The 26,001-nt window shown below is 57.7% G+C and carries 28 protein-coding genes; 21 read left to right on the top strand and 7 right to left on the bottom strand.

What is annotated here, in order from left to right; translation table 11 throughout:
- Nucleotides 1-108 precede the first annotated feature (108 nt).
- The 3 genes from F1529_RS14970 (at nucleotide 109) to F1529_RS14960 (ending at nucleotide 4,333) form a co-directional block, all read left to right on the top strand.
- Nucleotides 109-825, top strand: a complete 717-nt coding sequence (locus F1529_RS14970) for a response regulator transcription factor (protein WP_007151402.1) — start codon at nucleotides 109-111, stop codon at nucleotides 823-825.
- A complete protein-coding gene (locus F1529_RS14965; RefSeq protein ID WP_155135894.1) occupies nucleotides 825-2,174 on the top strand; it encodes a sensor histidine kinase in 1,350 nt (449 codons plus the stop codon). Before F1529_RS14970 ends, F1529_RS14965 begins: the two co-directional genes overlap by 1 nt.
- Nucleotides 2,175-2,386: 212 nt before the next feature.
- Complete coding sequence (locus tag F1529_RS14960) at nucleotides 2,387-4,333, top strand: ligand-gated channel protein (protein WP_155137573.1); 1,947 nt, start codon at nucleotides 2,387-2,389, stop codon at nucleotides 4,331-4,333.
- 80 nt (nucleotides 4,334-4,413) lie between these two features.
- Here F1529_RS14960 and F1529_RS14955 read toward each other — a convergent pair whose 3' ends face one another.
- A complete protein-coding gene (locus F1529_RS14955; RefSeq protein ID WP_007148347.1) occupies nucleotides 4,414-4,827 on the bottom strand; it encodes a DUF4168 domain-containing protein in 414 nt (137 codons plus the stop codon).
- A 295-nt stretch (nucleotides 4,828-5,122) separates the two neighbouring features.
- Here F1529_RS14955 and F1529_RS14950 point away from each other — a divergent pair, with 295 nt between their 5' ends.
- Together F1529_RS14950 and F1529_RS14945 are read left to right on the top strand one after the other, a co-directional pair.
- Nucleotides 5,123-5,650, top strand: a complete 528-nt coding sequence (locus F1529_RS14950; protein WP_007149519.1) for an outer membrane beta-barrel protein — start codon at nucleotides 5,123-5,125, stop codon at nucleotides 5,648-5,650.
- 157 nt (nucleotides 5,651-5,807) lie between these two features.
- Entirely contained in the window at nucleotides 5,808-6,518 is a 711-nt protein-coding gene (locus tag F1529_RS14945) for a phosphoadenylyl-sulfate reductase (RefSeq protein ID WP_007149311.1), read from the top strand.
- A gap of 98 nt (nucleotides 6,519-6,616) precedes the next feature.
- Here the strand turns inward: F1529_RS14945 and F1529_RS14940 are convergent, their stop codons facing one another.
- The gene (locus F1529_RS14940) at nucleotides 6,617-7,465 is read right to left on the bottom strand and encodes a metal-dependent hydrolase (protein ID WP_196220414.1); all 849 of its coding nucleotides are present in this window, start codon (nucleotides 7,463-7,465) and stop codon (nucleotides 6,617-6,619) included.
- A gap of 164 nt (nucleotides 7,466-7,629) precedes the next feature.
- Between F1529_RS14940 and F1529_RS14935 the strand changes: the two genes are divergently transcribed.
- Entirely contained in the window at nucleotides 7,630-8,031 is a 402-nt protein-coding gene (locus F1529_RS14935; protein WP_155135888.1) for a hypothetical protein, read from the top strand.
- Here F1529_RS14935 and F1529_RS14930 read toward each other — a convergent pair.
- Together F1529_RS14930 and F1529_RS14925 are read right to left on the bottom strand one after the other, a co-directional pair.
- The gene (locus F1529_RS14930; RefSeq protein ID WP_155135885.1) at nucleotides 8,009-9,580 is read right to left on the bottom strand and encodes an MFS transporter; all 1,572 of its coding nucleotides are present in this window, start codon (nucleotides 9,578-9,580) and stop codon (nucleotides 8,009-8,011) included. The genes F1529_RS14935 and F1529_RS14930 overlap by 23 nt on opposite strands.
- Before the next feature lie 326 nt (nucleotides 9,581-9,906).
- Entirely contained in the window at nucleotides 9,907-10,875 is a 969-nt protein-coding gene (locus F1529_RS14925) for a triacylglycerol lipase (RefSeq protein WP_198004991.1), read from the bottom strand.
- Nucleotides 10,876-11,151: 276 nt separating this feature from the next.
- Between F1529_RS14925 and F1529_RS14920 the strand changes: the two genes are divergently transcribed.
- Both F1529_RS14920 and F1529_RS14915 read left to right on the top strand, forming a co-directional pair.
- Complete coding sequence (locus F1529_RS14920; protein WP_155135882.1) at nucleotides 11,152-11,823, top strand: TetR/AcrR family transcriptional regulator; 672 nt, start codon at nucleotides 11,152-11,154, stop codon at nucleotides 11,821-11,823.
- Between the two features lie 49 nt (nucleotides 11,824-11,872).
- Entirely contained in the window at nucleotides 11,873-12,892 is a 1,020-nt protein-coding gene (locus F1529_RS14915; RefSeq protein ID WP_155135879.1) for a lipase secretion chaperone, read from the top strand.
- A 303-nt stretch (nucleotides 12,893-13,195) separates the two neighbouring features.
- Here the strand turns inward: F1529_RS14915 and F1529_RS14910 are convergent, their stop codons facing one another.
- A complete protein-coding gene (locus F1529_RS14910; protein WP_156790336.1) occupies nucleotides 13,196-13,708 on the bottom strand; it encodes an outer membrane beta-barrel protein in 513 nt (170 codons plus the stop codon).
- Nucleotides 13,709-13,897: 189 nt separating this feature from the next.
- Here F1529_RS14910 and F1529_RS14905 point away from each other — a divergent pair, with 189 nt between their 5' ends.
- Nucleotides 13,898-14,896: a hypothetical protein gene (locus F1529_RS14905; RefSeq protein ID WP_155135876.1), complete on the top strand. Its 999-nt coding sequence runs from the start codon at nucleotides 13,898-13,900 to the stop codon at nucleotides 14,894-14,896.
- A 43-nt stretch (nucleotides 14,897-14,939) separates the two neighbouring features.
- Complete coding sequence (locus tag F1529_RS14900; protein WP_155137567.1) at nucleotides 14,940-15,527, top strand: HAD family hydrolase; 588 nt, start codon at nucleotides 14,940-14,942, stop codon at nucleotides 15,525-15,527.
- 24 nt (nucleotides 15,528-15,551) lie between these two features.
- Here F1529_RS14900 and F1529_RS14895 read toward each other — a convergent pair whose 3' ends face one another.
- Together F1529_RS14895 and F1529_RS14890 are read right to left on the bottom strand one after the other, a co-directional pair.
- Entirely contained in the window at nucleotides 15,552-15,746 is a 195-nt protein-coding gene (locus F1529_RS14895; RefSeq protein WP_155135873.1) for a hypothetical protein, read from the bottom strand.
- On the bottom strand, nucleotides 15,727-15,966 hold the full coding sequence (locus tag F1529_RS14890; protein WP_007149601.1) for a hypothetical protein: 240 nt from the start codon (nucleotides 15,964-15,966) through the stop codon (nucleotides 15,727-15,729). The genes F1529_RS14895 and F1529_RS14890 overlap by 20 nt, the downstream gene beginning before the upstream one ends.
- A gap of 68 nt (nucleotides 15,967-16,034) precedes the next feature.
- Between F1529_RS14890 and F1529_RS14885 the strand changes: the two genes are divergently transcribed.
- The 11 genes from F1529_RS14885 to F1529_RS14835 all read left to right on the top strand — a co-directional run bounded on the left by F1529_RS14885 (nucleotide 16,035) and on the right by F1529_RS14835 (nucleotide 25,981).
- Nucleotides 16,035-16,457, top strand: coding sequence for a TraR/DksA C4-type zinc finger protein (locus F1529_RS14885; protein ID WP_155135870.1), 423 nt, complete (start codon nucleotides 16,035-16,037; stop codon nucleotides 16,455-16,457).
- 4 nt (nucleotides 16,458-16,461) lie between these two features.
- Complete coding sequence (zigA, locus tag F1529_RS14880; protein WP_155135867.1) at nucleotides 16,462-17,685, top strand: zinc metallochaperone GTPase ZigA; 1,224 nt, start codon at nucleotides 16,462-16,464, stop codon at nucleotides 17,683-17,685.
- Nucleotides 17,685-18,305, top strand: coding sequence for a DUF1826 domain-containing protein (locus F1529_RS14875; protein ID WP_155135864.1), 621 nt, complete (start codon nucleotides 17,685-17,687; stop codon nucleotides 18,303-18,305). Before zigA ends, F1529_RS14875 begins: the two co-directional genes overlap by 1 nt.
- Nucleotides 18,306-18,314: 9 nt before the next feature.
- On the top strand, nucleotides 18,315-18,779 hold the full coding sequence (locus F1529_RS14870) for a transcriptional repressor (RefSeq protein WP_007151404.1): 465 nt from the start codon (nucleotides 18,315-18,317) through the stop codon (nucleotides 18,777-18,779).
- A gap of 28 nt (nucleotides 18,780-18,807) precedes the next feature.
- The gene (locus F1529_RS14865; RefSeq protein ID WP_196220413.1) at nucleotides 18,808-19,053 is read left to right on the top strand and encodes a MerC domain-containing protein; all 246 of its coding nucleotides are present in this window, start codon (nucleotides 18,808-18,810) and stop codon (nucleotides 19,051-19,053) included.
- Nucleotides 19,054-19,404: 351 nt separating this feature from the next.
- Nucleotides 19,405-20,283 (top strand): branched-chain amino acid ABC transporter permease, encoded by an 879-nt coding sequence (locus F1529_RS14860; protein WP_007150301.1) that lies wholly within the window; start codon nucleotides 19,405-19,407, stop codon nucleotides 20,281-20,283.
- Nucleotides 20,284-20,286: 3 nt separating this feature from the next.
- Nucleotides 20,287-21,384 (top strand): branched-chain amino acid ABC transporter permease, encoded by a 1,098-nt coding sequence (locus F1529_RS14855; RefSeq protein ID WP_007148806.1) that lies wholly within the window; start codon nucleotides 20,287-20,289, stop codon nucleotides 21,382-21,384.
- The gene (locus F1529_RS14850; protein ID WP_007150030.1) at nucleotides 21,381-22,151 is read left to right on the top strand and encodes an ABC transporter ATP-binding protein; all 771 of its coding nucleotides are present in this window, start codon (nucleotides 21,381-21,383) and stop codon (nucleotides 22,149-22,151) included. The genes F1529_RS14855 and F1529_RS14850 overlap by 4 nt, the downstream gene beginning before the upstream one ends.
- Nucleotides 22,148-22,948, top strand: a complete 801-nt coding sequence (locus F1529_RS14845; protein ID WP_007151022.1) for an ABC transporter ATP-binding protein — start codon at nucleotides 22,148-22,150, stop codon at nucleotides 22,946-22,948. The genes F1529_RS14850 and F1529_RS14845 overlap by 4 nt, the downstream gene beginning before the upstream one ends.
- Nucleotides 22,948-24,762, top strand: coding sequence for a long-chain fatty acid--CoA ligase (locus F1529_RS14840; protein WP_007150488.1), 1,815 nt, complete (start codon nucleotides 22,948-22,950; stop codon nucleotides 24,760-24,762). Before F1529_RS14845 ends, F1529_RS14840 begins: the two co-directional genes overlap by 1 nt.
- Before the next feature lie 22 nt (nucleotides 24,763-24,784).
- On the top strand, nucleotides 24,785-25,981 hold the full coding sequence (locus tag F1529_RS14835) for an ABC transporter substrate-binding protein (protein WP_155135858.1): 1,197 nt from the start codon (nucleotides 24,785-24,787) through the stop codon (nucleotides 25,979-25,981).
- The last annotated feature ends 20 nt before the right edge of the window (nucleotides 25,982-26,001 follow it).

The following is a 26,001-nucleotide window of genomic DNA, read 5'->3' as shown; positions in this document are numbered from 1 at the left end:
TGTTTAAATACAGCAATCTTCGTAAAGAATGTAATGACAGGCGGGGTTGAGTGAATTCTATTCAATAAAAAGCTGGCCTGCCTTAATGATAATTCTTATCATTCGTGAATGAATGCCATTGCCCAAATTCCTGCCCGCCTGCTGGTCATCGAAGATGATGCGGTACTAAGCGGCCATCTGCGTGACTACTTTTCCGAGCGTCACTATCTGGTATCCCTGTGCGCGGAGGGCCCGGCGGGGCTGGAGGCGGCAGCCTCCGGTGACTACGATTTGGTGCTGCTGGATATCCTGTTGCCCGGGCTTAATGGGCTGGAGCTGCTCAATGCCCTGCGCCAGCAAAGCCCGGTGCCAGTGATCGTGGTGTCTGCGTTGGGGGATGAGCAGGCCCGTATTCAGGGCCTGATCAATGGGGCGGATGATTATCTCCCGAAGCCGTTCAGCATGGCGGAATTGGCGGTTCGGGCGGATGCGGTGTTGCGGCGGGTGGCGCTGGAACGTGTCCGTCCGGAAGACGAAGGGCTGGAATCCGTGGGCAAGCTGGTGCTGCGCGAGCATGACATGGTGGCGTTTTACCGACACACGGACCTGGGCCTCACCAACACCGAATTCCGGTTGCTTCAGGTGTTGCTGGAGCACCGTGATGCGGTGCTCAGCAAACCTTTCCTCTATCAGGCGGTGTTGCACCGGGGCTGTGGTCGCCATGACCGTAGCCTGGATCTGCACATCAGCCATGTACGCCGCAAATTGCGTGACGTTGGCGCCCCGGAATCCGCGGTGCGAACAGTCTGGGGGCAGGGCTATACCCTGATCACCGACGCTCTGTGATGTTGAAACGTTATTCCCTTCTTTGGCGCCTGGCGCTGGTTCTGGTGATTGTCGCGGTGAGTACCATGGTGGTAGGCACGCGCATTACCGGTGTCCTGCGCGATGATGCCCAGCTGTTGAACGAGCGGGCGATTGCCATTATGCAAGGTTATGCCGCGGCGGCGGAGCAGGCCTGGCTGACCGGCGGCCAGGCGGGAGTGGATCAGTGGCTGGCGGACATGAGGGCGCGTGAAGCGGGTGACATCGCTGTTATCAGTCCCACAGACCAGTCGCTGAGCAGTGTCCCGTTGACCGAGCAGGAACGGGCCGGGTTGCGCTTTCAGCGTGGCGTGGATAGCCGCATGAGTTTTCGCTACGGCAAAAAGATGCCGTACCTGGGCGTGCCGTTTCCCGTCGCGCCGGAACAGGGCAGCCTGCTGATGCAGTTACCTCCCCGTTTGCGCCCGGGCACCTACTGGCCATGGGTCGAAAATCTGCTGCTGGTGGGGATGCCCACGTTGTCTGCGTTACTGCTGGGTGGGCTGTTGTTCTGGCGTGCTCGTGTGCCCTTGAAAGCCCTGCAGGCGCAAGTGTTGGGCTTCAAGGATGATACCCAGGCACGCGTGACTGGCCCGCTGGCAACACGCGGGGATGAGTTCGGGGAGCTGGCCCGCAGTTTCAATCATATGGCGGAACAGGTGTCCGGGATGCTGGAGACCCAGCGGCAACTGCTCAATGACATGTCCCATGAATTGCGCACCCCCTTGAGCCGTTTGTCCGTGGCGCTGGAAAGCCAGATGAGCGAAAACGAATTGCGTCAGCGGGTGGAGCAGGAGCTGCACCACATGCGCACTCTGGTCGATGACACCCTGGCACTGGGATGGCAGGACACCGACACCGGAACCTCCGGCCTGGAATCCCTGTCGTTGCCGGCGCTGTGGGAGATGATTGTTGAAAATGCGGCGTTCGAAAGTGGTTGGGACAAGTGCCGTTTCCCCTGTGCGCTGCCGGACGACGCTCTGGTGTACGGCAACCTGAATGTGTTGGCCCAGGTGTTTGAGAACCTGGTCCGCAACGCCATTCGCCATTCCCCGGAGCAGGGGACCGTGCAATTGCTTGGGCAATGGGAAGAGGGAGCCTGGCACCTGCAGGTAGTGGATCAGGGGCCGGGGGTGCCGGACGACAAGCTCGACCGAATCTTTGCGCCCTTTGTGCGACTGGATGCCGCCCGGGCTGACCGTAGCGGCTTTGGGCTGGGGTTGAGCATTGCCCGGCGTGCGGTAGAGCGGCTGGGCGGTGAGCTGTGGGCACACAACGGCACCCCTGGCCTGTGCGTGCATCTGCGGTTGCCTGCCCCGCCACTTGTATAAATTGTAAATCTCCTTTCGTTACAAATAAGAATCAATATCATTACGTTTCGTGAAGTGGATTCATTGCTGCTTCCTGGGCCCTGTATGGCCTGTTTTCCGGGGGAACTGCATCGATTCTTTGCCGCTTGCCTGTCAGGCCGCGCGGTGAAAGGGGGCGGTTTGCACTCCGGTTTGATGTTGTTGCTTACCTTTGAGGAGTAAAGACCATGGGAATGCGTTTGGGGACTTTGGCGTTGGCACTGGCGGCTGCCAGTGGCGCCGCCTGGGCAGAGGATGAGGTGCACGAGCTGGGGCAAGTGTCCGTGACGGCAGGGGGGTATGTTCAGCAGGTGGAAGATGCGCCGGCGTCGATCAGTGTGATCAACCGGGAGCAGATCGAAGAGCGCTTCTACCAGGACACCACCGACGCCTTGCGTGATGTCCCGGGCGTGATTGTCACCGGTGGTGGTTCCGGTGATCGCGGTACCGATATCGTGATTCGCGGCATGCCGTCCTCGTATACCCTGATCATGGTCGATGGCAAGCCGGTGTCCACCCGGGAAAGCCGACCCAACGGCAGCGCCGGGTTCGAGCAGAGCTGGCTGCCGCCGCTGCAGAGCATTGAGCGTATCGAAGTGGTCCGTGGCCCCATGTCCACCCTGTATGGCTCCGATGCCATGGGCGGTGTGGTCAATATCATTACCCGCAAGGTTGAGAAAGAGTGGGGCGGTTCTGTGCAGCTGGACGCCATCATCCAGGATGATTCGCGCTCCGGCGACAGCCAGCAGGGGAACTTCAGCCTGAGTGGCCCGTTGAAAGAAGACCTGCTCGGCCTGCAGGTGTATGGCGGCTTTTATAACCGCCAGGAAGACCTGTTTGTGGATGGCTATGAACAGAAAGACCTGCGCAACCTGACTGCGAAATTAAGCCTGACTCCCACTGATAATCATGATTTCTCCGTGGAGGCGACGCGTACCCAGGACAGCCGCCAGGGGCTGATGGGGCGTAGCGCTGCGTCCACCGGTTGTCGTGGTGGCTGTACCGACAATTTCAGTGACCATAACCGTGAATCCTTCGCGCTGACGCACACTGGTCGTTGGGCCATTGGCACCTCGGATACCTACATCCAGCGCGAAGAAGCAGAAAATGAAGGCCGTGAAATCACCATTACCAACACCAATGCCAAGACGGCGCTGGTGATGCCGATGGGCAACCATATGGTAACGGTGGGGGCGGATTTCATTGAAGAAGAACTGCAGGACAAGACCACCAACCGGATCTCGGACCGCACCAAGGTCGACACGTCCAAGTATGCCCTGTTCGCAGAAGACGAGTGGATGTTGACCGATACCTTTTCGGTGACCGCAGGCGCACGGATGGATGATGACAGGGATTACGGCACCCATGTGAGCCCGCGTCTTTATGGTGTGTGGGGCTTCAGCCCGCGTTGGACACTGAAGGGCGGTGTCTCCACTGGCTTCCGGTCTCCCTCGTTGCGGGAAATTACGCCGGATTGGGGGCAGGTCAGCCGTGGCGGGAACATCTACGGTAACCCGGACCTGGAACCGGAAACCTCTGTTAACCAGGAGCTGGGCCTGTACTTCAACGCTGGCCGGTCGCTGATGGCCAACGTCACCGTGTTCCATAACGACTTCAAAGACAAGATTACCCGTATTACCTGCCCCATCAGCATCTGCCCGGACGGTCCGAACCAGTTCGGTTCCGATCCTACCTACCGGGTCAATGTGGATGAAGCGGAAACCCAGGGGGTGGAAGCGGCGCTGTCCACCACGTTGGCGCGGGTGGTGTCCATCAACCTGAGCTATACCTATACTGATTCCGAACAGAAATCCGGGGAATACAAAGGCGAGCCACTGAATCAGCTGCCGGAACATCTGGCCAGCCTGAACGTGAACTGGCAGGCGACAGATACCGTGTCACCCTGGGCGACAGTGCGTTACCGCGGTGAGGAAAGCCAGCCGACCACGGGGCCGTCAAACAGCGCCATCATTGCGCCATCCAATACGCTGGTGGATGCGGGGATTGGTTTCCAGCTGACACCGCAGACCAAACTCAACACAGGCATTTATAACCTGGCCGACAAGGAAATCTTCTATGAAGAATACGGCTATGTGGAAGATGGCCGACGTTACTGGTTGGGTGTGGTAACCAACTTCTGATGTCCGCCTGAGGCATCAGTACCTTATAGAAACAACAACGCCGGCGAATGCCGGCGTTGTGCGTTTTGCTGCGCTCAGGATTACATTTTTTCCTGAATGCGCGTGCGGAAGTCCGCATCGTACTGGGCCAGTTGGGCAATCTGGTTATAGGTGCTCAATTCCAGGCCACTGTCCTTCACGGCTTCCACCATTTTTTCCTGTGCTTCTTTCTGCACTTTCATGGCTTCTTCAGGCTTGTCTTTTTTGGCCTGCAGTTCCTTGGAATATTTCTGCTGGATGCCGGACATGTCCTTCTGCGCATCGGCAAACGCATCGAGCTGTTTGTCACTGAACTCAGACGCCTTGGGCAGCTGCTGCATTTGCTGTTGCTGCATCTGTTGCTGCTGGCTCTGTGGCGCTTGTGACGCGGGGGCACCGGCTTGCTGCGCGGTGGCCGTGCCTGTGAAAGTCGCGGAAATCATCAGGGCGCCGAGCGCCATCATCCGTTTGCTCATGCTATATCTCCTTGTCAATCGCCCCGAAATTGCCGGGGATTACGGTGTTACCGAAAAGTGGCCGAAGCCAAAATACGGCGGCACTGGAAAGTCCGACCGCCGTCAGCGTGTAAGTTCGGCTTGAAATGTTAAATCGTGATTCACAGTGAAGCAGTTCGCGTATGCGGTGTGGATCAAGCGTGTTCCTGAGTTCAAACAGCGCTTTCAATTCAGGCGGTTAATCGTTTCAATAAGGGACAGGAACGCTACGAATCAGAGACTAGCGATCTATAACAATCATAACGAGGAGAGCAGGATGCTGAGTTCATTCCCTTTGTCTGCCCGCAACATTGCGCGTGGCGCAGTATCGGTCGGTTTGCTGGTGGGCGCCGTGGCGGTGCAGGCAGAGATGTACGCGGGTGCCCAGGTCAACCTGATGAAAATTGACCGTGGTGCGGTCAGCGACGCGGAACTCACTGCGCTGACGTTGCGCGGCGGGATGGTATTGCACGAGCTGGTCAGTGCGGAACTGCGCCTGGGGGCCGGGCTGAGCGATGATTCCTATCGCAATATTGATGTGGAGAACGACTTTTTCTACGGCGCCTATGCGCGCTTGACCCCGCCTCTGGAAGGGCCGGTTCAACCGTATCTGATTGGCGGCTACGGGTATGTGGAGAATGATATCAACGGCACCACCCAGCGTGATGACGGCAGCTCCTACGGGGGCGGCTTCGACCTGGGCGTGGGCCAGCACTCCACGCTGAATGTCGAGTATCTGCGCCTGGTCGACAACGATTTCGGCAAGCAGGAGCTGATTGGTTTGGGCGTGAATTACTCGTTCTGATAGCGTACCACGGGGTGGGGCGATGGCAGCGACCTGGCGTCGTACCATGTCGCCCATATCCCGTTTCGTTATAAAAGTATCACTATATATTCCTTTATATTCTTCCTCGAATTCCTATCATGGCACCTCGACATTCCCGTTTGAGGTGCTGTAGATCATGGGTAGTGCACAGCTGATTACACGTTTTGGTGACAATACCGCCGGCTTGTCCAAAGAGACGCTGGAGGAGCTGAACCGTGTCTATCGCCCGCTGAGCTTTGCGGAGCGCATTCGTCGTGTCTACGAGGATTTTCCGCCGGATCGCATCATGGTGACCTCGTCTTTTGCGGCGACTTCTGCGTATTTCCTGCACATTATCTCGACCATCCGCCCTGAGCAGCCGGTGCATTTTATCGACACGGGCTACCACTTTGCGGATACCCTGAAGTACCGGGATTATCTGGTCGAGAAATTCGGTCTGCAGGTAGTCGATGTGACCCCGGACCCGGATCATCATCAGGTGTCCCAGGAAAACCGTATGTGGGAAACCGATCCGGACCTGTGCTGCCAGGTGAACAAGGTCAACCCGCTGGAAGAAGCCAAGGAAGACTACGATCTGTGGATTTCCAGCCTGATGGGGTGGCAGACCGAACACCGTGCTGGCCTGGAAGTGTTCGAAGAACGTCGGGGTATGATCAAGTTCAACCCGATGATTGATGTCACCAAGGAACAGCGTGACGCCTATATCAAGGAGCACGACTTGCCGTTTCACCCGCTGGTGGAGCAAGGGTTCGACTCTATTGGCTGCAGCCACTGCACCTTCAAGGGTGAAGGCCGTGAAGGGCGCTGGAAAGGCAACAAGAAAACCGAGTGCGGCATTCACATGTAGTGATGCCATCACGATGACGAACCACAAAAAGCCCCGCAACTGCGGGGCTTTTTTTTGTGGTTCGTTGCGTGCTTGAGTGAGCGTTATCCGTCAGGCGGTCATGCGGCTGTGCCCTTGTCGTAGCCATCCACATCGCCGATCAGGCTGTCCATTTCTGCCAGAAACTCGCGGTTGTCGTGATCCCAGGGGTGGAAGCCGGGTTTGAACCAGTCCAGCCAGGGAATAATCACCCGCCGTAACCCGCCGGGTTTGAGCCACTGAAATTTGAATGACGTCCACCAGTCTTTCAGGCTGAACAGCTTGCCGGTCTTGTACATGTTGATCACATAGAACGGATAAAACAGCGAGAAGAAAATCACCGTGGCCAACACCAGCCCGCTGGCGCGTAGTAGCCAGGATTTGAAGCCTCTGCCGAACGCGGTGATAAAGACATCAAAGGCCACCGCCTTGTGTTCCGTTTCCTCCAGTGCGTGCCAATGCCAGAGCTTCTGGTATTGCGGGTCCGAGCCATCAATCAGCTCCGGTTCACGCAGCAGAACATCGGCCAGGATGGCGGTGAGATGTTCCAGTGCCACGGTGGCGGAAAGCTGCATGGCATTGGGCAGGAAACGGGAAATCAGGCTTAGCAACCGGGTAACGATTGCCTCCTGTTTATCCACCGGTAAACCGGCGGCGACCATCTTCTGGTTGTAGTCCTCGTGCTCGCGGCCGTGCATGGCTTCCTGGCCGATAAAATTGCGCACGGCTTCCTGTAGTTCCGGGTCATCGATCTGATCGCGGTATTTACGCACGCTGTTGATGAAGAAACGCTCCCCTTCCGGGAAAAACAGCGAGAGGGTATTGAAGAACTGGGAAATGCCCGGGCCCTTGTCGTGCCAGTTCAGAACGGTGTCGTCCGGCACGTGAAATTTCAGGTTGCGACGGACGGGCATGATGTGCATTTTCATTGTTATATCACCTTTATCCATGGTCCTGCCTTCTACTAAACGCCTGTTGCTGCTGAATTACAATTACACTGTGACAGTCAGATACGTAATTGAAACAATGATGGGATAAACGGTGCGTCAGCGACAGTCAGGCAGTAACGGTGAGGGTTGAAACAGCGATGCGAATGGGGTGGCGGCTCTGGCTCAGTGCGGTGGTGTGTATGGTGGCAATCGCCAGTGCCTTTCATGTGTTTCTGCTGGATCGGGTGGGCGTGCCTGACAATGGTCTGCGGGTGACGGAGGTGGCACGGGATGGTGGCCGGGATTGGGTCATACGCCTATATGGCAGCGTGGGGGCAGATGCGGAGCGACGGCGCTGGCAGGCAGTTGGTGACAATTATCGCATTGATATCGGGCGCCGGGGTGACGAGGGATTTGTGCTGGATATTGCCTACCGACCCGGCTCGCAAGGGCGCCACCGAGTGCGCCAGCGGGTACGCCTGGCAGAAGGCCCCACTTTGGTGGCGGCATTCGGCCAGGCGTCGGATGACGGCGAAACCCGTATTATTCTTGATCGGGTGAAATAGCCAATGGCGTCAGCTCCTGGGCGCTGTCGTTCTCATCATTCGGTGTGCGCCGTAGCATGACCACGACCCCCATCGCTGTCAGCGCCAGTATCACGGCGCCGATGGCGGCATTGGCATGCAATGCCAGATTGAAGCTGGTTTTGGCTGCGGCCATGAGCGGTTGCGCGATGTCGTCAGGTAGCTGGGCGGCGGCACCGATCGCGCCGCCCAGGGTGTCGCCTGCCGCCAGGGCGAGCGTGTCGCTTAACCCCTTGGGCATGGCTGTCAGCATGTGGTTGCGGTACAGCGCTGCGCCAATACTGCCAATCACGGCGATACCCAGCGCCATGCCCAGTTCGGTAGCGGTTTCCGATGTAGCGGAGGCCGCTCCGGCCTTACGGGCAGGAGCGGCACTGACCACCATGTCGGTGCCGAGAATCATCATTGGCATGACGCCAATGCCCATGATGGTCATGCCTGCAATCAGCAGGGGAATATGCGACGGGTTCTGTACCGGCAGCATTAACAGCAGGCCGATCGAGGCCATCACCAGCCCTGCACTGACCAGCTTCCAGTGGGGCAGTCGGCCCGCCAGCCTTGGTACCAGTAACGAGGCGGCGGTTTGCAGCACGGCAGGCGGGAGCATCACCAGCCCGGACTCCAGCGGTGACAGATCCAGCACTCCTTGCAGGTACTGAAAGACCATCAACCAGGCGCCGGATAGCGCCAGAATGGTTAGCAGCATGGCGGCAACAGAAGTGCTGAAGGTGCGATTGGCAAACAACGCCAGATCAAACATGGGGTCTGTCAGGCGCCGTTGACGGCGGACGAAAATCACCCCGACGAGTAATCCCGCGGCTATGCTGATCAGCGGCATTGCGGTAATGCCGTTGCGCGCCATGTCCTTGAGGCCGTAAATCACGGCCAGCACCATGGCCACGGATAACAGGGCGCTGGTCCAGTCCTGGGCGCCGGCCTCTTCATCCCGGAATTCCGGCAACAGCAGGGGGCCACAGATCAGCAGCAACACCATCACTGGCACACCGAGCAGGAACACCGATCCCCACCAGAAAAATTCCAGCAATGCACCACCGACCAACGGGCCGATGGCGCTGCCGACGATAAAGCCGGTCATCCAGACAGTGATGGCCAGGGTGCGCTCGCGCTCGACCTGGAACATGTTGCGCAGCAGCGACAGGGTGGAGGGCATCAGCGTGGCCCCGGCAATGCCGAGCAGGGCGCGGGTGGCAATCAGCATTTCTGCGCTGGTCGCAAAGGCTGCCATGGCAGAGGCAATACCAAAGGCGGTGGCACCGGTCAGCAGCAGGCGCCGCCGGCCAATCCGGTCGCCCAGCGTGCCCATGGTCACCAAAAACCCGGCGATCATGAAGCCGTAGATATCCAGTATCCACAGCAGCTCCGCGCTGGTGGGTTGCAAGTCAGCACTGAGATGAGGGGCGGCCAGATGCAGCACTGTCATATCCAGTGCCAGCAGTACGGTGGGCAGCATCAAAACAGCAAGCCCCAGCCACTCGCGGCGGGTGGCGGGTTGGTAAACGGTAGACATCATCTTTCCTCGTAACAGGGGCTCTATCTGGTCGTTCCTGCTGCCGGTTTTTCGACACGGTGAGGCGCGAAACGAAACAGCAGCCTAAAGCCTCAACCTGACTTGAGGTCAAGCGCTGGCAGTATTCATGGGTGAGGCGTGCGGAGGCGAGTATATGACCCGCAAGTGAGAAATGGGTTTCATGGATCTGAAAAAGAAAATATCGCCTGCCTTTTGAGTGGGTACAGCGATAATTTTCACGGAAATGAGGTCTGGCCCAAAGCGTAAAGCGGCATAAAAAAGGGCGCCAGATGGCGCCCCGAGCTCTCCCGATTAGCGTGGGCGGGGAATTACAGCCCCCGGTTTTTCAAACGGTTGGCGTGCTGACGAAAGACACTGGCCGGGTTGGTCTCAAAGGGGCTGACCAGACCGGCCACCTGATTGACTTCATCAAGATGGTTCATGCGGTAATCGTCACGGATCACCAGGCCCAGGTGGCTGGAGCAGCTGGAAACCAGGCCGTCATTTTTTTCGCCCAGATAGAGCAGGGCAAGCAGGCCCATGCCGGCGTCGCTGATGTCCAGCACGTTGGTCAGCGGTTTGGCGCCGGACCAGGAGTAGTAGCTGACGCCGTTGCTGCCTTGTTCCGGGGCTTCGCCGCAGGCCTGTTGGGGAAGCCCTTCCGGGTAGTGGCTGTTGAATTCGCTGCTGCCCTTTGTGGACAGGGAATACAACGCCGCCAGGGAATCCTGGTCGTATCCGCCGCCGGAAATCAGGTCGAGAAAGCCGACCGCCGCGTTGACGATGTCACCGAGAAGTTCGGCGGTGAGCGGCAGGTTCTCCTGTACGCCCAACAGGACATCGGCCATGCGTGCGCCGGTGTGCGGTCCGGCTACAGAGGTGGCAGAGGCGACATACTGTGGGTAAACGGAGGCCACATAGCGTACCGTTGGGCCGCCATGGCTGTGCCCGATCAGGTTCACTTTCTGCGCACCAGTGGCGGCGAGAATATCCTCGACCTGTCGGGCCAGCTGTTCGCCGCGTACTTCGGTGCTGTTGGCGGCGGCAACCTGGGTCACATAGACTTCGGCACCGCTACGACGCAGTTCTTCCGGGATCCGGTACCAGTAGTTGTAGCCGACGATATCGTCGAAACCGAATAAACCATGACTGAGAACAATGGGATAACGGGTTTCGGTGTAGGTATCCTTGAATAGCCAGTCAAACCAGCCTGCCTGGGCTGGCATGCTCATTGACAGGCTTAACAGGAACAGCATAAGGCTCAACGCTCTGGTGAGCGCCTTGAAGGGAATAGTCATTGTATTTTTACCTGGCTCGTTATTGTTATCGGCGGTACTGCCGTTTCTGCGCCGAGCGTTCCCTGGTCAGGGAGTGTGAACACCTTAAGGCAGATGAAATCAAAAGTTAACACCGGTGTTAATATTAATCTGTTATAAGGAAATGTCTCCCCGGTGTTAACTGTGCACGGTCTTTTTTTCGGTTATTTTCATTGAAAACAGCGGTTTGTAGTGAGCTTATGGTTATGTGGCGAAATGTCTGTAAAGTAACACTGGTGTTAATAAAGGCGATTGGTGATGAGTGAGGGAGCGGCGCAGCGTCGGGGGGGCGTAGCGGGCAACAGCAAGGCTGAGGCAACACGTGCGCGGATTTTGGCGGCGGGGCGCACGGTCTATGGCGAACAGGGTATGCATGGCACCACCGTGCAACGAATACTCAAGGAAGCGGGCATTTCCCGGCCGACCTTCTATAAGTATTTCGCCTCTGCGCCCGAGGTGATTGATGAGATTGTGCAAAGCTGCAATGCAGAAGTGGAAGGCTTGTTTGTGAAAGTGTTTGCCCAGCCCCAGAAAGCCTTTTATGACTATCTGCCGATGGCCTTGAGTGGCTATTTGAACTGGGGGCGCTCATTGGGGCCATTGATGATTGCCCGTTTTCGGGAGTTGCATGATGTGTCTTCGCCGGTATCGCGTTACCGCGATGCGCATAACGAGCGCATTGTCATGATTCTCCACGAAGCTATGAAGGCCCATGGTCGTACGCCACCGGATAGCCTGGCGCTGAAAACCCTGGTGCAGGGCATCGAGCATCTGGGGTACCAGTTCTGTGCGGAAGCAGAACACACGGACATGCCCCGCTATATCACCGCTATGGCCCGTCTGTGTGTGAGCATGCTAGGGCAGCGGGAAGATTGGGAGGCCATGCTGGCCTCTCCGTTCTTTAGTCGGCTTATGGCGCTGGAGGGCTAAGCTGTCCATCAGTGCCGTTGTCACGGCATGAAATAAAAAGGAGAACATCATGTCACGTATTCAGTGGGCGCTTGTCCTGCTTGTGGTTGTATTGGCCGTGGCGCTTGCCGGGTTATTCTGGTCGCCGGTTACCACGGTCCCGGGTAGCAGTAGCGGCGTGCAGAACGTTGCCTTGTTTCCCGGCTCGAATACCCCGGGTGCAGCGCCTGCTGCCGACAGCTTTCAGGCTGCTTTGAGCCACGCGGAAACACTGGCTGCCACGCCGGCATCGCTGCGCGGCACCGAGGTCGATGGCCAGCTGCAAACCACAGCGGACGGTGAGTTAGTAGTAACGCCGGACCTGCGTCGGGTGTTCGATTATTTCCTGTCCGCCCAGGGGGAAGAGCCTCTGGAAGATTGTCAGGCGCGCCTGGCAAGTTATCTGCAGGCGTCTCTTCCGGCCGAGGCCGCGAACGAGGCTTGGCAGTTTTTCCAGCAATACATGGCACTGGGGCAGGCGATGGCGGCATTGCCTCCCCATGATGGTTCGCCTGCCAGCATCCGCACTGCGGTCAAACAGCGTCACGATCTGCAAGTCGCTTACCTGGGCCAGCAAGCGGCGGAGGCATTCTACGGCATGGATATCGCTTACGACCGTTATATGGCTGACCGTCAGGATATCCTCGATAACCTTTCTCTCAGCGATACCCAGCGACAACAACGGCTCCAGGGGCTGACGCAATCGCTGCCGGCTGCCATGCAGAGCATGCTGGCGGAAACCCGCGGCCCGGCGCAGCTGGCGGCGCGTACCCAGGCGTTGCGAGAGCAGGGGGCCAGTGAGGCAGACATTCGCCGGTTACGGGAGCAGCAGTTTGGTGCGGATGGTGCCGCGCGTCTGGAAGCGCTGGATCAGCAGCGTGCGCAGTGGGAGGCACGTTATCAGGGCTACCGTGAGCAGCGACAGGCGATTATCGACAGTGGGTTATCGCACCTGGATCAGGAGACGGCACTGGCGCGCCTGCAGCAGCAAATGTTCAGTGACCAGGAATTAGACCGGGTTGAGGCGCTGGATAGAATTCAGGCCCGTTAACGCGTCCGTTCCGCTGGACGGTTGACGTTGGCATCCAAATATTGAAAAGCAGACATCCATGCTCTTTTCGTAAACGGATTACAGGATTTTCCCCGCGCACTCTTCAAAAGAGCTGCCGGGATAGCCGCAGCCTTTCAGGCTGTGTTTTTTGCGTCAGGCATCCGGCGTTGAGCGTTTGGCAAGGTGCGATGTCTTCGCGATAAGCCAATCAAACGGCTTGAACGTGTTTTCACTCTCATCCACGGAAAACAAAAAAGCCACACGGTTATTCGTGTGGCTTGTTTGTTGTTACCAGGGGTCGAATCAGAATTGAAAGCGCAGCCCCGCGCCGAACATGTCGATCCCGGCATCATTGTCGAAGTGCATGAACTCGCCATACACATACAGCTTGTCCATCAAATCAATGGTGGCGCCCACACCGCCAAAGGCATCGGTGGAGGACTCATCATCCTTGAAGGACGGGTGCTTTACGTCGAAGTCGGTGTTGGCCACACCGCCTTTGCCGTAGAGGCCCACGGGGCCGAGTTCAAAGCTGAGCAGGCCGGCAAAGGTGACTGCGCCACCTTCAATCTTGGTGCCGTTGTCCGCTTCCAGTTCACCGAAGTCGTAATAACCCACTTCCGCGCCCACCAGTTCGATGGGACGCCAGCCCAGAAACAGGCCGCCGGAGGTGTCGTCATCATCAAACTCGACATTGTCGATTTTTTCGTCGGTGCCGGAATTATAAATCCCTGCGCCAACATAGAAGCCCGCGTTGGCCAGCGGGGCCACACTGAGAATGGCAGCGCCAGCCAGTACTTTTGTTAGGCGTTTCATAAGCATCACTCCCTGAAAAAAAGTGCCTTCAGTATTACCCAGAATAGAGCCGGTGTGTATGGGGGAGGTCACATTGCGTTACCCCGGCCTGTGGCTGACAGGAGGGGCTGGCGTCGCCTGGCTGAATTTGCTTTCCTTGAGGCAACGACAGGGAGCGGGCTTCCGGTATTCGGAGCAGCGGGGGAAAGCATGAAGCGATGGACGCAACAGGCGCGACGGTGCCAGTGGGGATTACTGGTGGGGCTGGGGATGATGGTGTCAGCGAATCCGTTGATTGCCTCCACTCCACCTGCCGATTTGCGTCTGGATTTGCGCACGGATGTCGGCTGGGAGATGGACCATTTTGTTCACATGGGGGAAGACGTGAGTGAAGCCCTGTTGATGCAGGCAGGGAATACGATTGATCTTGCCGTGTTTACCCACAAAAGCGTTCCTCACCGCTGCATGCTCGATTTTTCCCATGATTATTGTGACGACCGAGGCTATCCGGATACCTGGGGGCGGTCGGTGGAGCCGGTACTGTGTGTCGGTACAACCCCTGCGTCCCGGGCGTTGTTGGCAGAGCAGCATGCTGATGCCAATACGCTCTGCGTCACCTTTCGCGGGGGCTTTTCCTATCCGGCAGCGGGTTCAGATGTGGCGCCGGACCTGGCCAGCCACTACCGCGCCCGAATTGGCGATCCCGAACGCGGGGCAGATGCCGAGACCGTGGCGCTGACGGTGACACTGACGCTGGACAGTGAAGATCCGCTGCATCGGTTGTCTCCGGGCTGCTATGGCGACGTTTGTATCGGCGACACCCTCTCCAGTGTGCAGGCGACCACCAAGGTGCCGTTGGATATTGTATCGGGACAAAGTGCCTGTGGCCGTGTGCGCAGCGATCTGTGGCCTGCCGGGCTGTCTGCTCAGTTCAGAAACAGTCGCATTGCCCGGCTGGACGTTAACCCCCCGTCAAACATTCGCACTGATACCGGTGTGGCGCTGGGCGAATCACCGGCTTTATATGAAATGTATCAGGGGGAGCTGGACGAAACCCTGGAAGCAGGCCCCGGCTCATTGCCGGTAAAGGCGGTGTACTGGCAAGATCCCGGTGAGAAGGGCCTGCGGTTTATCTTCGACAGTGACATGCAACTCACCGCGATGGCCACAGGCGGTGAGTCGCTGACGGAGGACTGGCCGTGCCGTTAATCGCTTCGTTGTTGCTGCTGGCGGTTGAGGTGACGGGGTGAGCATGCCAACGACCGATAACCTGCCGGGCTTCGACGGCATCATTTTCGACCTGGATGGCACCCTGGTGGATTCCCGCCTGGATTTTGCGGCCATCCGTGCGCACCTGAATTGCCCACCGGATGTGGGGGTGCTGGAATTTATCGACACCTTGCCGGCCAGTGAACAGGCAGCGGCCCATGCCGTGGTACTGGAATATGAACGTGCCGGGGCGGAGCGGGCCACCTGGATACCGGGGGCACAATCCTGCCTTGAAAGGCTGTCGGTGATGGGGATTCCCACGGCTATTCTTACCCGTAATGCCCGAGTCATTGCCGAGCTCACAGTCGCCCGGCTGAATATTCCTGTGCAGCGAGTGTTGGCACGGGAAGATGCCCCGCCAAAACCCGCTCCGGATGGCTTGCTCGCGATTGCCCGGGAATGGGGTATGGCCCCTGCAAGCATTGCCTACGTGGGGGATTTTAAATATGACCTGCTGGCAGCCCGCAATGCGGGCATGGTCGGTGTTTATCTCGACACGGATGGCCTCAATGCCCATGGCCATCTTGCCGACCGGGTTATTCGCCATTTTGATGAGTTTCTGGTGGGCTGAATCTCTGTGAGTGCTCCTTTTGCGTCAAACACCATCCGGTTCCGCAGGCTGGGTGCGTGATAGAAAGTCGACCGGTTTTCCGCTGGGTACTCGGATGGCTTCCTCCTCGGCCATGACAATCTGCCCGCCAATGATGGTTGCCGCAAATGATGGCGGTAGAGTCGCGAAGGCGTCCGAATGAATGGCCGGCAGGTCACCATCAGGGTTTCTGCGAATCATTCTTTTCTCCTTGGTCGTTCAGTGCCCGGGTAAACCAGTCTTTTGTCTGTTTCCAGTGTTTCCTGCCGTAAAGCTCGATGAACTTGCGGGTCATGTGGTTGTTGTCGTCGTCCAGGGCGGCCAGTCTTTCGCGGATAAAGCTCTCACCAAGTGGGATCCCGCATATTTCGGTAATGCAATGTCGCCACTCGGTATAGGAGTCAGGCAGGGGAAAGCTCATGGTTCTTCTCCGAGAAGGTTGTTGATCGGGTATGCAATGTTATAACATAACATAAAAAGGAGAGCATCATGCCTCGCACCATCAGTGAGAAGGCGCTGCTGACCATGAAAGCGTCGCAATACATGAATGCCAGCCAGCGGCAGTTTTTCCGCAAACGTCTTGCTGCCCTGGCTCACGATTGCGAACAGCACATCGGCAGTGCCAGAAATAATCTGCAGACACCGGCCCAGGCTGACCCATTGGACGCCGCTGTCGAGGAGGAGACCTGCCGTCATCAGCTACGCTTTATGGCGCGCCAAGAAGCCTTGCTGGGGAAAATTCGTGGCGCCCTGAGGCGGCTGGAAAACGGGGATTACGGTTACTGCAAAATCAGTGGTGAACCCATTGGTCTGCCGCGGCTGCTGGCCCGTCCTACTACGGAATACTGCGCCGAGGTGAAGGCTCGCCTTGAGCAGAATGAACGACATTATGCCCATCAACGAATTGGATAGAGACATGACAAGCCAGCAACCCAGCCCCATTCGCCAGCTTCCCGTTACCGTGTTGTCAGGGTTTCTCGGCGCGGGAAAAACCACTGTCCTCAATCATATTCTCAACAATCGAAGTGGCCTGCGCGTTGCCGTCATCGTCAACGACATGAGCGAAATTAACATTGATGCGGCACTGGTTAACCAGAACGTGTCACTGAACCGCTCGGAAGAGAAACTGGTGGAAATGAGCAATGGCTGCATCTGCTGCACATTGCGAGAGGACCTGTTAGTGGAAGTGAACCGCCTGGCTAGGGAAGGCTCTTTCGACTATCTGGTGATTGAGTCCACCGGAATTTCAGAACCCTTGCCCGTGGCAGAAACCTTTACGTTTGAAGATGAAAACGGGGAAGGGCTGTCCTCCGTGGCCCGGTTGGACACCATGGTTACGGTGGTCGATGCGGTTAACTTCCTGCGGGATTATCGTAGTGCCCGCACGCTTCAGCAGGAGCAGGAAAACCTTGGTGATGAAGATCATCGTAATGTGGTGGACCTGTTGGTGGAGCAAGTGGAATTCTGTGACGTGCTGTTGATCAGCAAGACGGATTTGGTCACAGAAAAGGAACTGGAGGTGTTGCAGGCAACCTTGCGGTTGTTGAACCCGGATGCCCGGATTTTGCCCATTCGCCACGGCATGGTGCCGCTGGAAGCGGTGCTCAATACAGGACGGTTTGACTTTGAAAAAGCCCAGCAGGCGCCGGGGTGGTTAAAGGAAATGCGTGGCGAGCATTTGCCTGAAACCGAGGAATACGGGATTAGCAGTTTCACCTATGAAGCGCGTCGGCCGTTCCATCCGCAGCGATTCTGGGACTTCCTGCAGCAGCCCTGGCCGTTGGGAACCTTGCTGCGCTCCAAGGGCTTTTTCTGGCTGGCCAGCCGGCCACACTTTGCGGGTAGCTGGAGCCAGGCCGGTGACATTGTTCACCATGGCCCGGCCGGCATGTTCTGGAAAACCGTGCCGGAGCAACACTGGCCCAGTGACGAAGAATACCGCGCGCTGATCATGGAGAAATGGCAGGAACCTTTCGGCGACATGCGCCAGGAACTGGTGTTTATCGGCCATAACCTGCAGCCAGACGAAACCCGCAAGGCGCTGGATGGCTGCTTGCTGACGGAAGCGGAAATGCTTCAGGGCAAGGCGCTGTGGGAGCAGCTGGACGACCCCTTCCCGCAGTGGGAGGTGGCAGGGTGATGCAAGCTCAAACGGTTACCGCCGCGCCGCCAGGCTGGCAAGGCGCACCGGAGGTGACGGTACTCGCGGATATCTTCGAGGATGATGTGCAAGTGGCCGTGTGGGATCGGCCCAGCCCGGTGGGGCAGGATGTGGTGGCCCTGGCCTGCGAGCAACGGCTGGCGGTGAAAAGCTGGTTGGACATCACTCAGCTGGAAGCGACCCTGCTGCGGTCCCTGCCGCACGCAACCTATGCTCCCTTGAGAGCGGACCTGTTTTTGTTAGCCGATATGGTTGCCTGTCTGTTCGGGGTTGACGGAGTCGGGTTGCGAGTGACGGCGTTGCGCAAACCGATGTGCCCACGCTTCCACGTGGACCGGATTCCGGTTCGCATGCTGTGCACCTATGGCGGGGCGGGCAGCCAGTGGTTGCCCTCCCCACGTGTGTCGGACCAGCTTTTAGTGCCTGGCTGTGAACAGAGTGCGCTTTACCAGCAACAACACGTGGAGCAGCTGGAGGCTGGGCAGGTGGCACTGTTCAAAGGAGAGACATGGCGGGATAATTCGGGAGCGGGCGTGGTCCATCGGTCCCCGCCCATGTCTCCCGGCCAGCAACGCTTGTTGGTCACTCTGGATATCTAGGCTGAAAACATGGCAGTGAGTCGTACCGAGCAGATTCTTAACAGCGCTGAACAGCAATGCCTCAAGCAGGGCGTGCGGATGACGCCCCAGCGCAAGCAGGTCATGTCGTTGATGCTGGAGCAGGGTGGTCCGCAAACGGCCTATCAGCTGCTGGATCAGTTCAAAGCTCGTTACCAGAGCAATGCGCAGCCGCCCACTATGTATCGAGCGCTGGATTTTCTGGTTCAGCAAGGCCTGGCCCATCGGCTTAGCTCCACTAACCAGTATCTGGCCTGCGATCACATCACCTGCCAGCACGGCCACAGGGGAACGGTGTTCCTTTTGTGTGATCAGTGCGGCGGCGTTCAGGAAACGCCCATGGCGGGGTCAGCGGTGGACGCATTACAGCAGACCCTGGACGAAGTGGGTTTTGTCATTCAGCGCGAGCCCCTGCTGGAAGTGCATGGTCGTTGCGTGGATTGCGCGGCGTCGTAAACAAACAATCGTTTTTCGGGAGACGGTGATGCAACGTTTTCGCCTGGACGCGGTGGCCATCGGCCTGTCCAGTCTCTGCATGATTCACTGTGTCGCCAGCCTGGCGGGGCTCTTTGCCATCGGGCTGTTATCCGTTTTTGGCCGTGTCGAGGAACTCTTTCATCTGGTCATGCTCGCCATCATCGTGCCGGTCAGCCTGCTTGCTATCGGCATGGGGTACCGTCGACATCGCTGGATCTGGCGGTGGATGCCATGTGGCTGGAAGGCACCTTGACGGTCTCATCGCAAGATACCGAATACGGCACGGCAGGCTATGTGCTGGAAGGTAAAAGTGCAGAACCCTTTACGGGTTACCCTCGGTAATGCTTCTGCCGCTAACGCCTGGCCGGCGGGCCTGTTGCTCTCTTCCCCTCTCTCTTTTTCACCCTGTTCCGTCCTGTTTTTTCTCTTCACGTTGGCGTTCGCCAGTCCAAAAACGCTTTTCCGGCCTGATCCGTGACGTTTTTGGCTCTTTGTCCAACCTTGTTACATTTTACATACTGGAGAGAATGTAAAGCTTCAGATAGTCTCGAAAGAGCTGAATAAAAATACACCAGAACAATAACCCCCCCGGGAGAGAGGGACCATGGATATACTCCAGCTGCTGGTCAGCGGGGTCGCTAACGGCTGCATCTACGGGTTGCTGGCACTGGGCTTTGTGCTGATCTACAAAGCGTCAGAAGCGGTCAACTTTGCGCAGGGTGACATGATGATGCTGGGGGCCTTTCTGGGCATTACCTTCATCAATGCCGAGTACGCCGACCTGCCATTCCTGATAGGCATTACTCTGGCCGCCCTGATTCTAGGGATCTTTGGTTACCTGTTGGATCGCCTGGTATTGCGCGCCATTTTTGGTCAGCCGCAGTTCGCCATGGTGATTCTCACCATCGCTCTGGGTTTTCTGCTGCGTTTCGCCGCCGGTGTTATCTGGGGGCATGATCCCGCCTCCCTGCAAACGCCCTTTGTCGGCAAGGTGTGGGAATTCGGTGAACTGATTATTCCGGTGGTGGATGCGTTGATCATCACCACCACCGTGGCCCTCACGTCCATTCTCTATTTCTTCTTTGCCCGCACCCGCCTTGGTGTGGCCATGCAGGCCAGCAGCCAGAACCAGATGGCTGCTTACTACATGGGCATTCCGGTGAAGCGGATCAACGCCATTGTCTGGGCGCTGTCCGGGGTGGTGGCCGCCATTGCCGGGGTCATGTTCGCCGCCAAGGGGGCGGTTGAGCCGTCGGTGGGGCTGCTGTTTGGCATCAAGGCGTTTGCCGCTGCGGTAATCGGTGGCCTGGGGTCATTGCCCGGTGCGTTACTGGGCGGGTTGCTGGTAGGCATCGTGGAACCGTTCGCGGGCCGTTACTTGCCTTCTGGCGTCGGTCAGATTGCTCCTTATGTGCTGATGCTGCTGGTGCTGATCCTGCGCCCCGGTGGCCTGTTTGCACAGATCAGCCAGAAGAAGGTGTAGGCCATGAGCAACCGTTTTAAAAGCCGTTACGACGACGATATCAATCTGTTTGAAGGCCGCTGGCACATGGCCCAGTACGCGATACTGGCAGCGTTGTTGCTGGCTGCGCCCTGGGTGCTCGGTAATTACTACCTGGGGGAGCTCACCGCTGTGCTGGTCTGGTCGCTGGCCGGGTTGGGGCTGATGCTGATCAGTGGCCATACCGGGCAGGTGAGTCTCGGGCATGCAGCCTTTATGGCCATTGGTGCCTTTACCAATCTGGCACTGATGCAGCGAGGCTGGCATTTCCTGCCTGCGCTGCTGGCCAGTGCGGTGACCTCCGGGGTGGCCGGCGCCGTCATTGCCCGGCCGATACTGCGCATGAGCGGCATCTATCTGGGCATCGCCACCCTGGCGTTGAGCATCATCGTGGAAGATGTGTCGATCATGGCCGAGCCGGTGACCGGCGGGGTCGCCGGGGTGTTTGCTCCGCCAATCAGCCTGTTTGGCATGGAGATCGATCGCTACGCCACGCCAGAGGCTTTTTATTATCTCTGTCTGGGAGTGCTGGTGCTGGTGACGCTGGGCTACCTGAACCTGCTGCGTAGCGCCTCGGGCCGGTCCTTTCTGGCGGTACGTGACAGCGAGGTCTCTGCTCGCGCACTTGGCGTCAATGTGGCTCGCGCGAAAACGCTGGCGTTCAGCTTGTCCTGTGCCATTACCGGGCTGGCGGGTGCGCTCTACGCTCATCTGGCCCAGGCGGTGAACTATGAAAGCTTCCTGGTGCTGATTTCCATCACGCTGCTGTTGCAGGTGGTGATTGGCGGGTTGGGCTCAGTGCACGGCGCTTTCTTCGGTGCCATCGTGGTGGTGCTGTTGCCACAGGTTATCGCCATTGCCAGTGATTACCTGGATAACACCGCCGGTATACAGATCGCCGCCTACCCCGGCCTCGATACGGCCCTGTTCGCGCTGTTGATTCTGCTCATGGTGATTTACGAGCCACGCGGACTCTATGGTGTCTGGTTCAAGGTGCGTACCTGGCTGCAGCTGTTTCCCCTGTATCGCAAGGGCATGTTCCGACGCACCCGAACTTACCTGAAAACGGAGCGCCAACGATGAGTCTGTTACAGGTCAAGGATCTTTCCATCTCCTTCGGGGGTGTTAAAGCGGTGGACGGGGTGAGCTTCGAGGTGAAGGCCGGCGAAGTCTTTACTCTGGTGGGCCCCAATGGGGCCGGAAAATCTACCATCTTCAATCTGATTAGCCGCCTTTATGAACCGAGTGCGGGGCAGATCATCTTCGATGGCCAGGATATCACTGGCTTGCCTGCCCACGACGTGGCCGGGTTGGGGATCGCTCGCACCTTCCAGAATATCGAGTTGTTCGATCACTCCTCGGTCCTCCAGAACCTGCTAATCGGCCGGCACTGCCGCCGACAAACCCGCTGGTTCGAGGAATTGCTGTTTTTGCCCAAGGTACGACGCAGTGAGCGTGAACAGCGTCTGTTGGTGGAAGAGGTCATCGACTTTCTGGATCTGGCGCCGTACCGGGACAAATTAATCGCAGGCCTACCTTACGGGGTGCGCAAGGTGGTGGAAATTGCCCGTGCACTGGCCAGTGAACCGAAGCTGATTCTGCTGGATGAACCGGCTTCCGGCCTTAGTGTGGAAGAAACCCAGAACATGGCCTGGTGGATCGAGGACATGCAGAAAGATCTGGGGCTTACCGTACTGATGGTGGAGCACGATATGAGCCTGGTGTCGCGTGTCTCCGACCGGGTGCTGGCGGTGGCAGAAGGCCACCCGCTAGCCATGGGGACCGCTGCTGAAGTGCAGGCGAATCCGAAAGTGATTGAAGCTTATCTGGGTACGGAGGCCACATCATGAGTGACGCGGCAGAGAAAACCCTGAGCGCCCAGCCCCTGTTGCAGGTGAAGAATCTGGAAGCGTTTTATGGCCCGGTGATGGCCCTGCGCGGGGTATCCATCGATGTCCATGAAGGCTCGGTGGTCACCATTTTGGGAGCCAACGGTGCTGGCAAGACTACCCTGATGAAAACCATTTCCGGTGCGTTGGCGCCGCGCAAAGGCAGCGTCACCCTGGCTGGCGAGACCATCGACGGCAGCGAACCGGACAAACTGGTACGCAAAGGCATTGCCCATGTGCCAGAAGGGCGAGAGGTTTTTCCGTTCCTGAGCGTGGAAGAAAACCTGGTCATGGGCGCCTATATTCGCCGTGACAAGGCAGCAGTCCGCCAGGATATCGAAATGGTTTATGACTATTTTCCTATCCTCAAGGAGCGCCGCAGTCAGGCAGCAGGCACCTTGTCCGGTGGCCAGCAGCAAATGCTGGCCATTGGCCGTGGGTTGATGTCGCGCCCTTCATTAATGCTGCTGGATGAGCCTTCGCTGGGCCTGTCGCCACTGCTGGTGCAGGAAATCTTCGAGATTATCCGCCGACTTAACAAAGAGCAGGGCGTAACGTTATTGCTGGTAGAGCAGAATGCCCAGGTGGCACTGAATACGGCAGACCACGGCTACGTACTGGAAACCGGGCGCATTGTCATGGATGGCAGTGCCGACGATCTACTCGCCAGCGATGATATTCGCGAATTTTATCTGGGCCAGTCGGCGGGGGATGACCGACCGGAAAAACGCTGGAAACGAAAGAAGACCTGGCGCTGATGATGACTAAAAATAACACCACACCCACTCAGCTCCACGGTTGCGATACCGTGGTCAAACTCTGGCGAAAGCAATGCCTGGAGCGGGGCAGTAATATTGCTCACCGTGAAAAGGATCTGGGCATCTGGCAAAGCCATAGCTGGCTGGATTATTACGAAAAGGCCCGCGCCATTGGCGTTGCGCTCTTGTCCCTGGGGCTGGAGCGTGGTCAGCCAGTATCCATTCTCAGCGAAGACAACAAGGAATGGCTGTACTGCGATCTGGGTATTGCCGGTGCGGGTGGTATCAGTAACGGCGTCTACACCACCGACAGCCCCGAGCAGCTGGCCTACCTGATCAACGACAGTGAATCGGCCTTCCTGTTTGTGGAGAACGATGAACAGCTGGACAAGTACCTGACCGTGCGTGATCAGGTGCCGACCCTGAAAAAAGTCATTGTTTATGACCGCAAAGGGTTGCGGGATTTTGACGATCCCATGGTCATGTTCCTGGATGAACTTTACGCACTGGGTGAACAGATCCCGGATGCAGAAGAGCAGTTCAGCACCTGCATTGCCCAGAGCCAACCCGATGACATCCGCATGCTGATCTACACTTCCGGTACCACCGGGGCGCCCAAGGGGGCCATGATCAGTCATCGCAATGTGTTGTTCCAGCTGGCCGCCGGCGAGCAGGTACTCGATGCCCATGAAGACGATGATCAGCTGTGTTTCCTGCCCCTGTGCCATATTCTGGAACGGCTGGTGTCCGTGGAGCTGCCCATCTACAAGGGCTGCACGGTGAATTTTGCAGAAAGCCCGGAAACCGTCTTTGAAAACCTGCGTGAAGTGTCTCCTCATACCTTTGCGGCGGTGCCGCGCCTGTGGGAAAAGGTCTACAGTTCCATGATGACCCTGCGTGACGAAGCCACCGGGTTCGGTCGCTGGTGTTTCGATCGTGCGGTGGCTGCCGGCGAAGCCTGGCATTGCGATGGCAAGCGCAATCCGCTGTCGGCCCTGCAATACCAGTTCTGGAACCTGCTGGTGCTACGCAATGTTCGTGACCTGATCGGTATGAACCGCCTGCGTCGTGGCACCACCGGCGCGGCGCCCATCGCCCCGGAACAGATCCGCTGGTTCCAGTCACTGGGGGTGCCTTTGTTCGAAGGCTACGGCATGACCGAGACCACCGGTGTGGCCTCGCTGAACAGTGCCAAACGCGAGAAGGTGGGCACCGTGGGTGAAGCGCTGCCCGGAACCGAGGTGCGCATTGCCGACAACGGTGAAGTGCTGGTGCGTGGTGATCACGTCTTTGCCGGTTACTGGCGGAAACCTGAAAAAACCGCCGAAGACATCCGCGATGGCTGGCTGCATACCGGCGATGTGGGGCGCCTGGAAGACGGCATGCTCACCATTACCGGCCGCCTCAAGGACATCATTATCACCGCAGGGGGCAAGAACATTACGCCGGCAGAAATTGAAAGCCGGATGAAGTTCTCGCCCTATATTTCTGATGCCGTGGTGATTGGCGACAAGCGCAAGTATCTCACTTGCCTGATCATGATTGATCAGGAGAACGTGGAGAAATACGCCCAGGATCGCCAGGTACCGTTTTCCAATTTTGCGTCACTGTGTCGAGCCAAAGAAGTGCTGGACCTCATCGACAGTGTTATTCAGGACGTGAATAAACAATTCGCCCAGGTGGAACAGATCAAGTATTTCCGCCTGATCGATGTGCTGCTCACCGCTGAGGATGAGGAGCTGACCGCAACCATGAAGCTGAAGCGTTCCTTCGTGGAGAAAAAACACAAGCACCTGATTGATTCCATGTACTGATGGTACGAGAGGAGAGTGCATCATGAAGAAGCTCTGTCTGGCGGCTGTAACCGCCATAGCCCTGGTGGGCTGCAGTGACAACAATAACAAGGAAGACGACAAAGCCGCAGCCGAATCGGTGCGTGGCGTGACCGACACTGAAATCAGAATTGGCGGCATGCACGACCTGTCCGGGGTATTCGCAGCGTTTTCTTCACCGGCCGTGCAAGTGGCCAACGACATGTTCGAAGAAGTGAACGAACAGGGCGGCATTCATGGCCGCAAGATTCGTTATATCGTCGAAGACCATGCCTATCAGGTTCCCAAGGCAACGCAAGCGGTGAACAAGTTGGTTAGCCGCGATGAAGTCTTTGCCATGCTGATGAGTCTGGGGACGCCCCATAACCTGGCGGCGTTTCCGATCATGGATCGCAACAAGGTTCCCAGCGTCCTGCCGTTATCGCTTTCCCGGCAGATGGAAGAAGAAGGGGACTTCCGCTACCGCTACGTGCTCGGTCCCAGCTACTACGAGGGCGTATTACAGGGCGTGAACCGGCTGGTGGAAGACGAGGGCATTGAGAAAATTTGTGTGATGTATATTCCCTCTGACTTCGGTGAAGAGGTGAATCAGGCGGTTAACGATGCAGCAGACGCCAACGATGCACTGACTCTGGCCGAGAGCTCTTCGCATCGCCCGGATGAAAGTGATTTCAGCGGTACGCTGGCGCGCCTGCGCGATGCCAACTGCGAACTGGTGGCGGTAGCCCTGCCCGTGCGCCCCATTATCACCGTCGTCGCGACAGCCAAACAGATGGGTTGGGATGATGCCAAGTTCATCGTATCCCAGGCGGGCTTCCATTCTGCCGTTGCGGCGGCACCGGGTGGTGTTACCGAAGGGTTGTACGGTGTTGCTTCCTGGGAGGACATCGTCAGCCGTATGACCCATGTGCCGGAAGCTGAGAAGTGGGGCAAAGCCTACAAGGAGCAATATGGTGAACTGCCCAGTGGTGGCGCCGTACTTGGTCGTGTTGGTGCCATGCTCACCATCAACGCCCTGCGCGAAGCCGGCCCGGACCTGACCACGGAATCTTTCCTGGATGCGCTGGAATCACTGAAATTCAGTGACAAGGTAACCGGCGTGGAGACGGAGATGAGCGAGACTAATCACCGCGCGGGTAGCGGGATTATTCTGTCTCAGGTTCAGGATGGTATCTGGCGGCCTGTTGCCGAAATGGAATAAAGACCAATATATTGACCAAG

It is taken from the genome of Alcanivorax sp. VBW004, assembly GCF_009718865.1.
GTDB lineage: Bacteria > Pseudomonadota > Gammaproteobacteria > Pseudomonadales > Alcanivoracaceae > Alcanivorax.
This window is presented reverse-complemented; position numbering and strand designations above follow the sequence as displayed.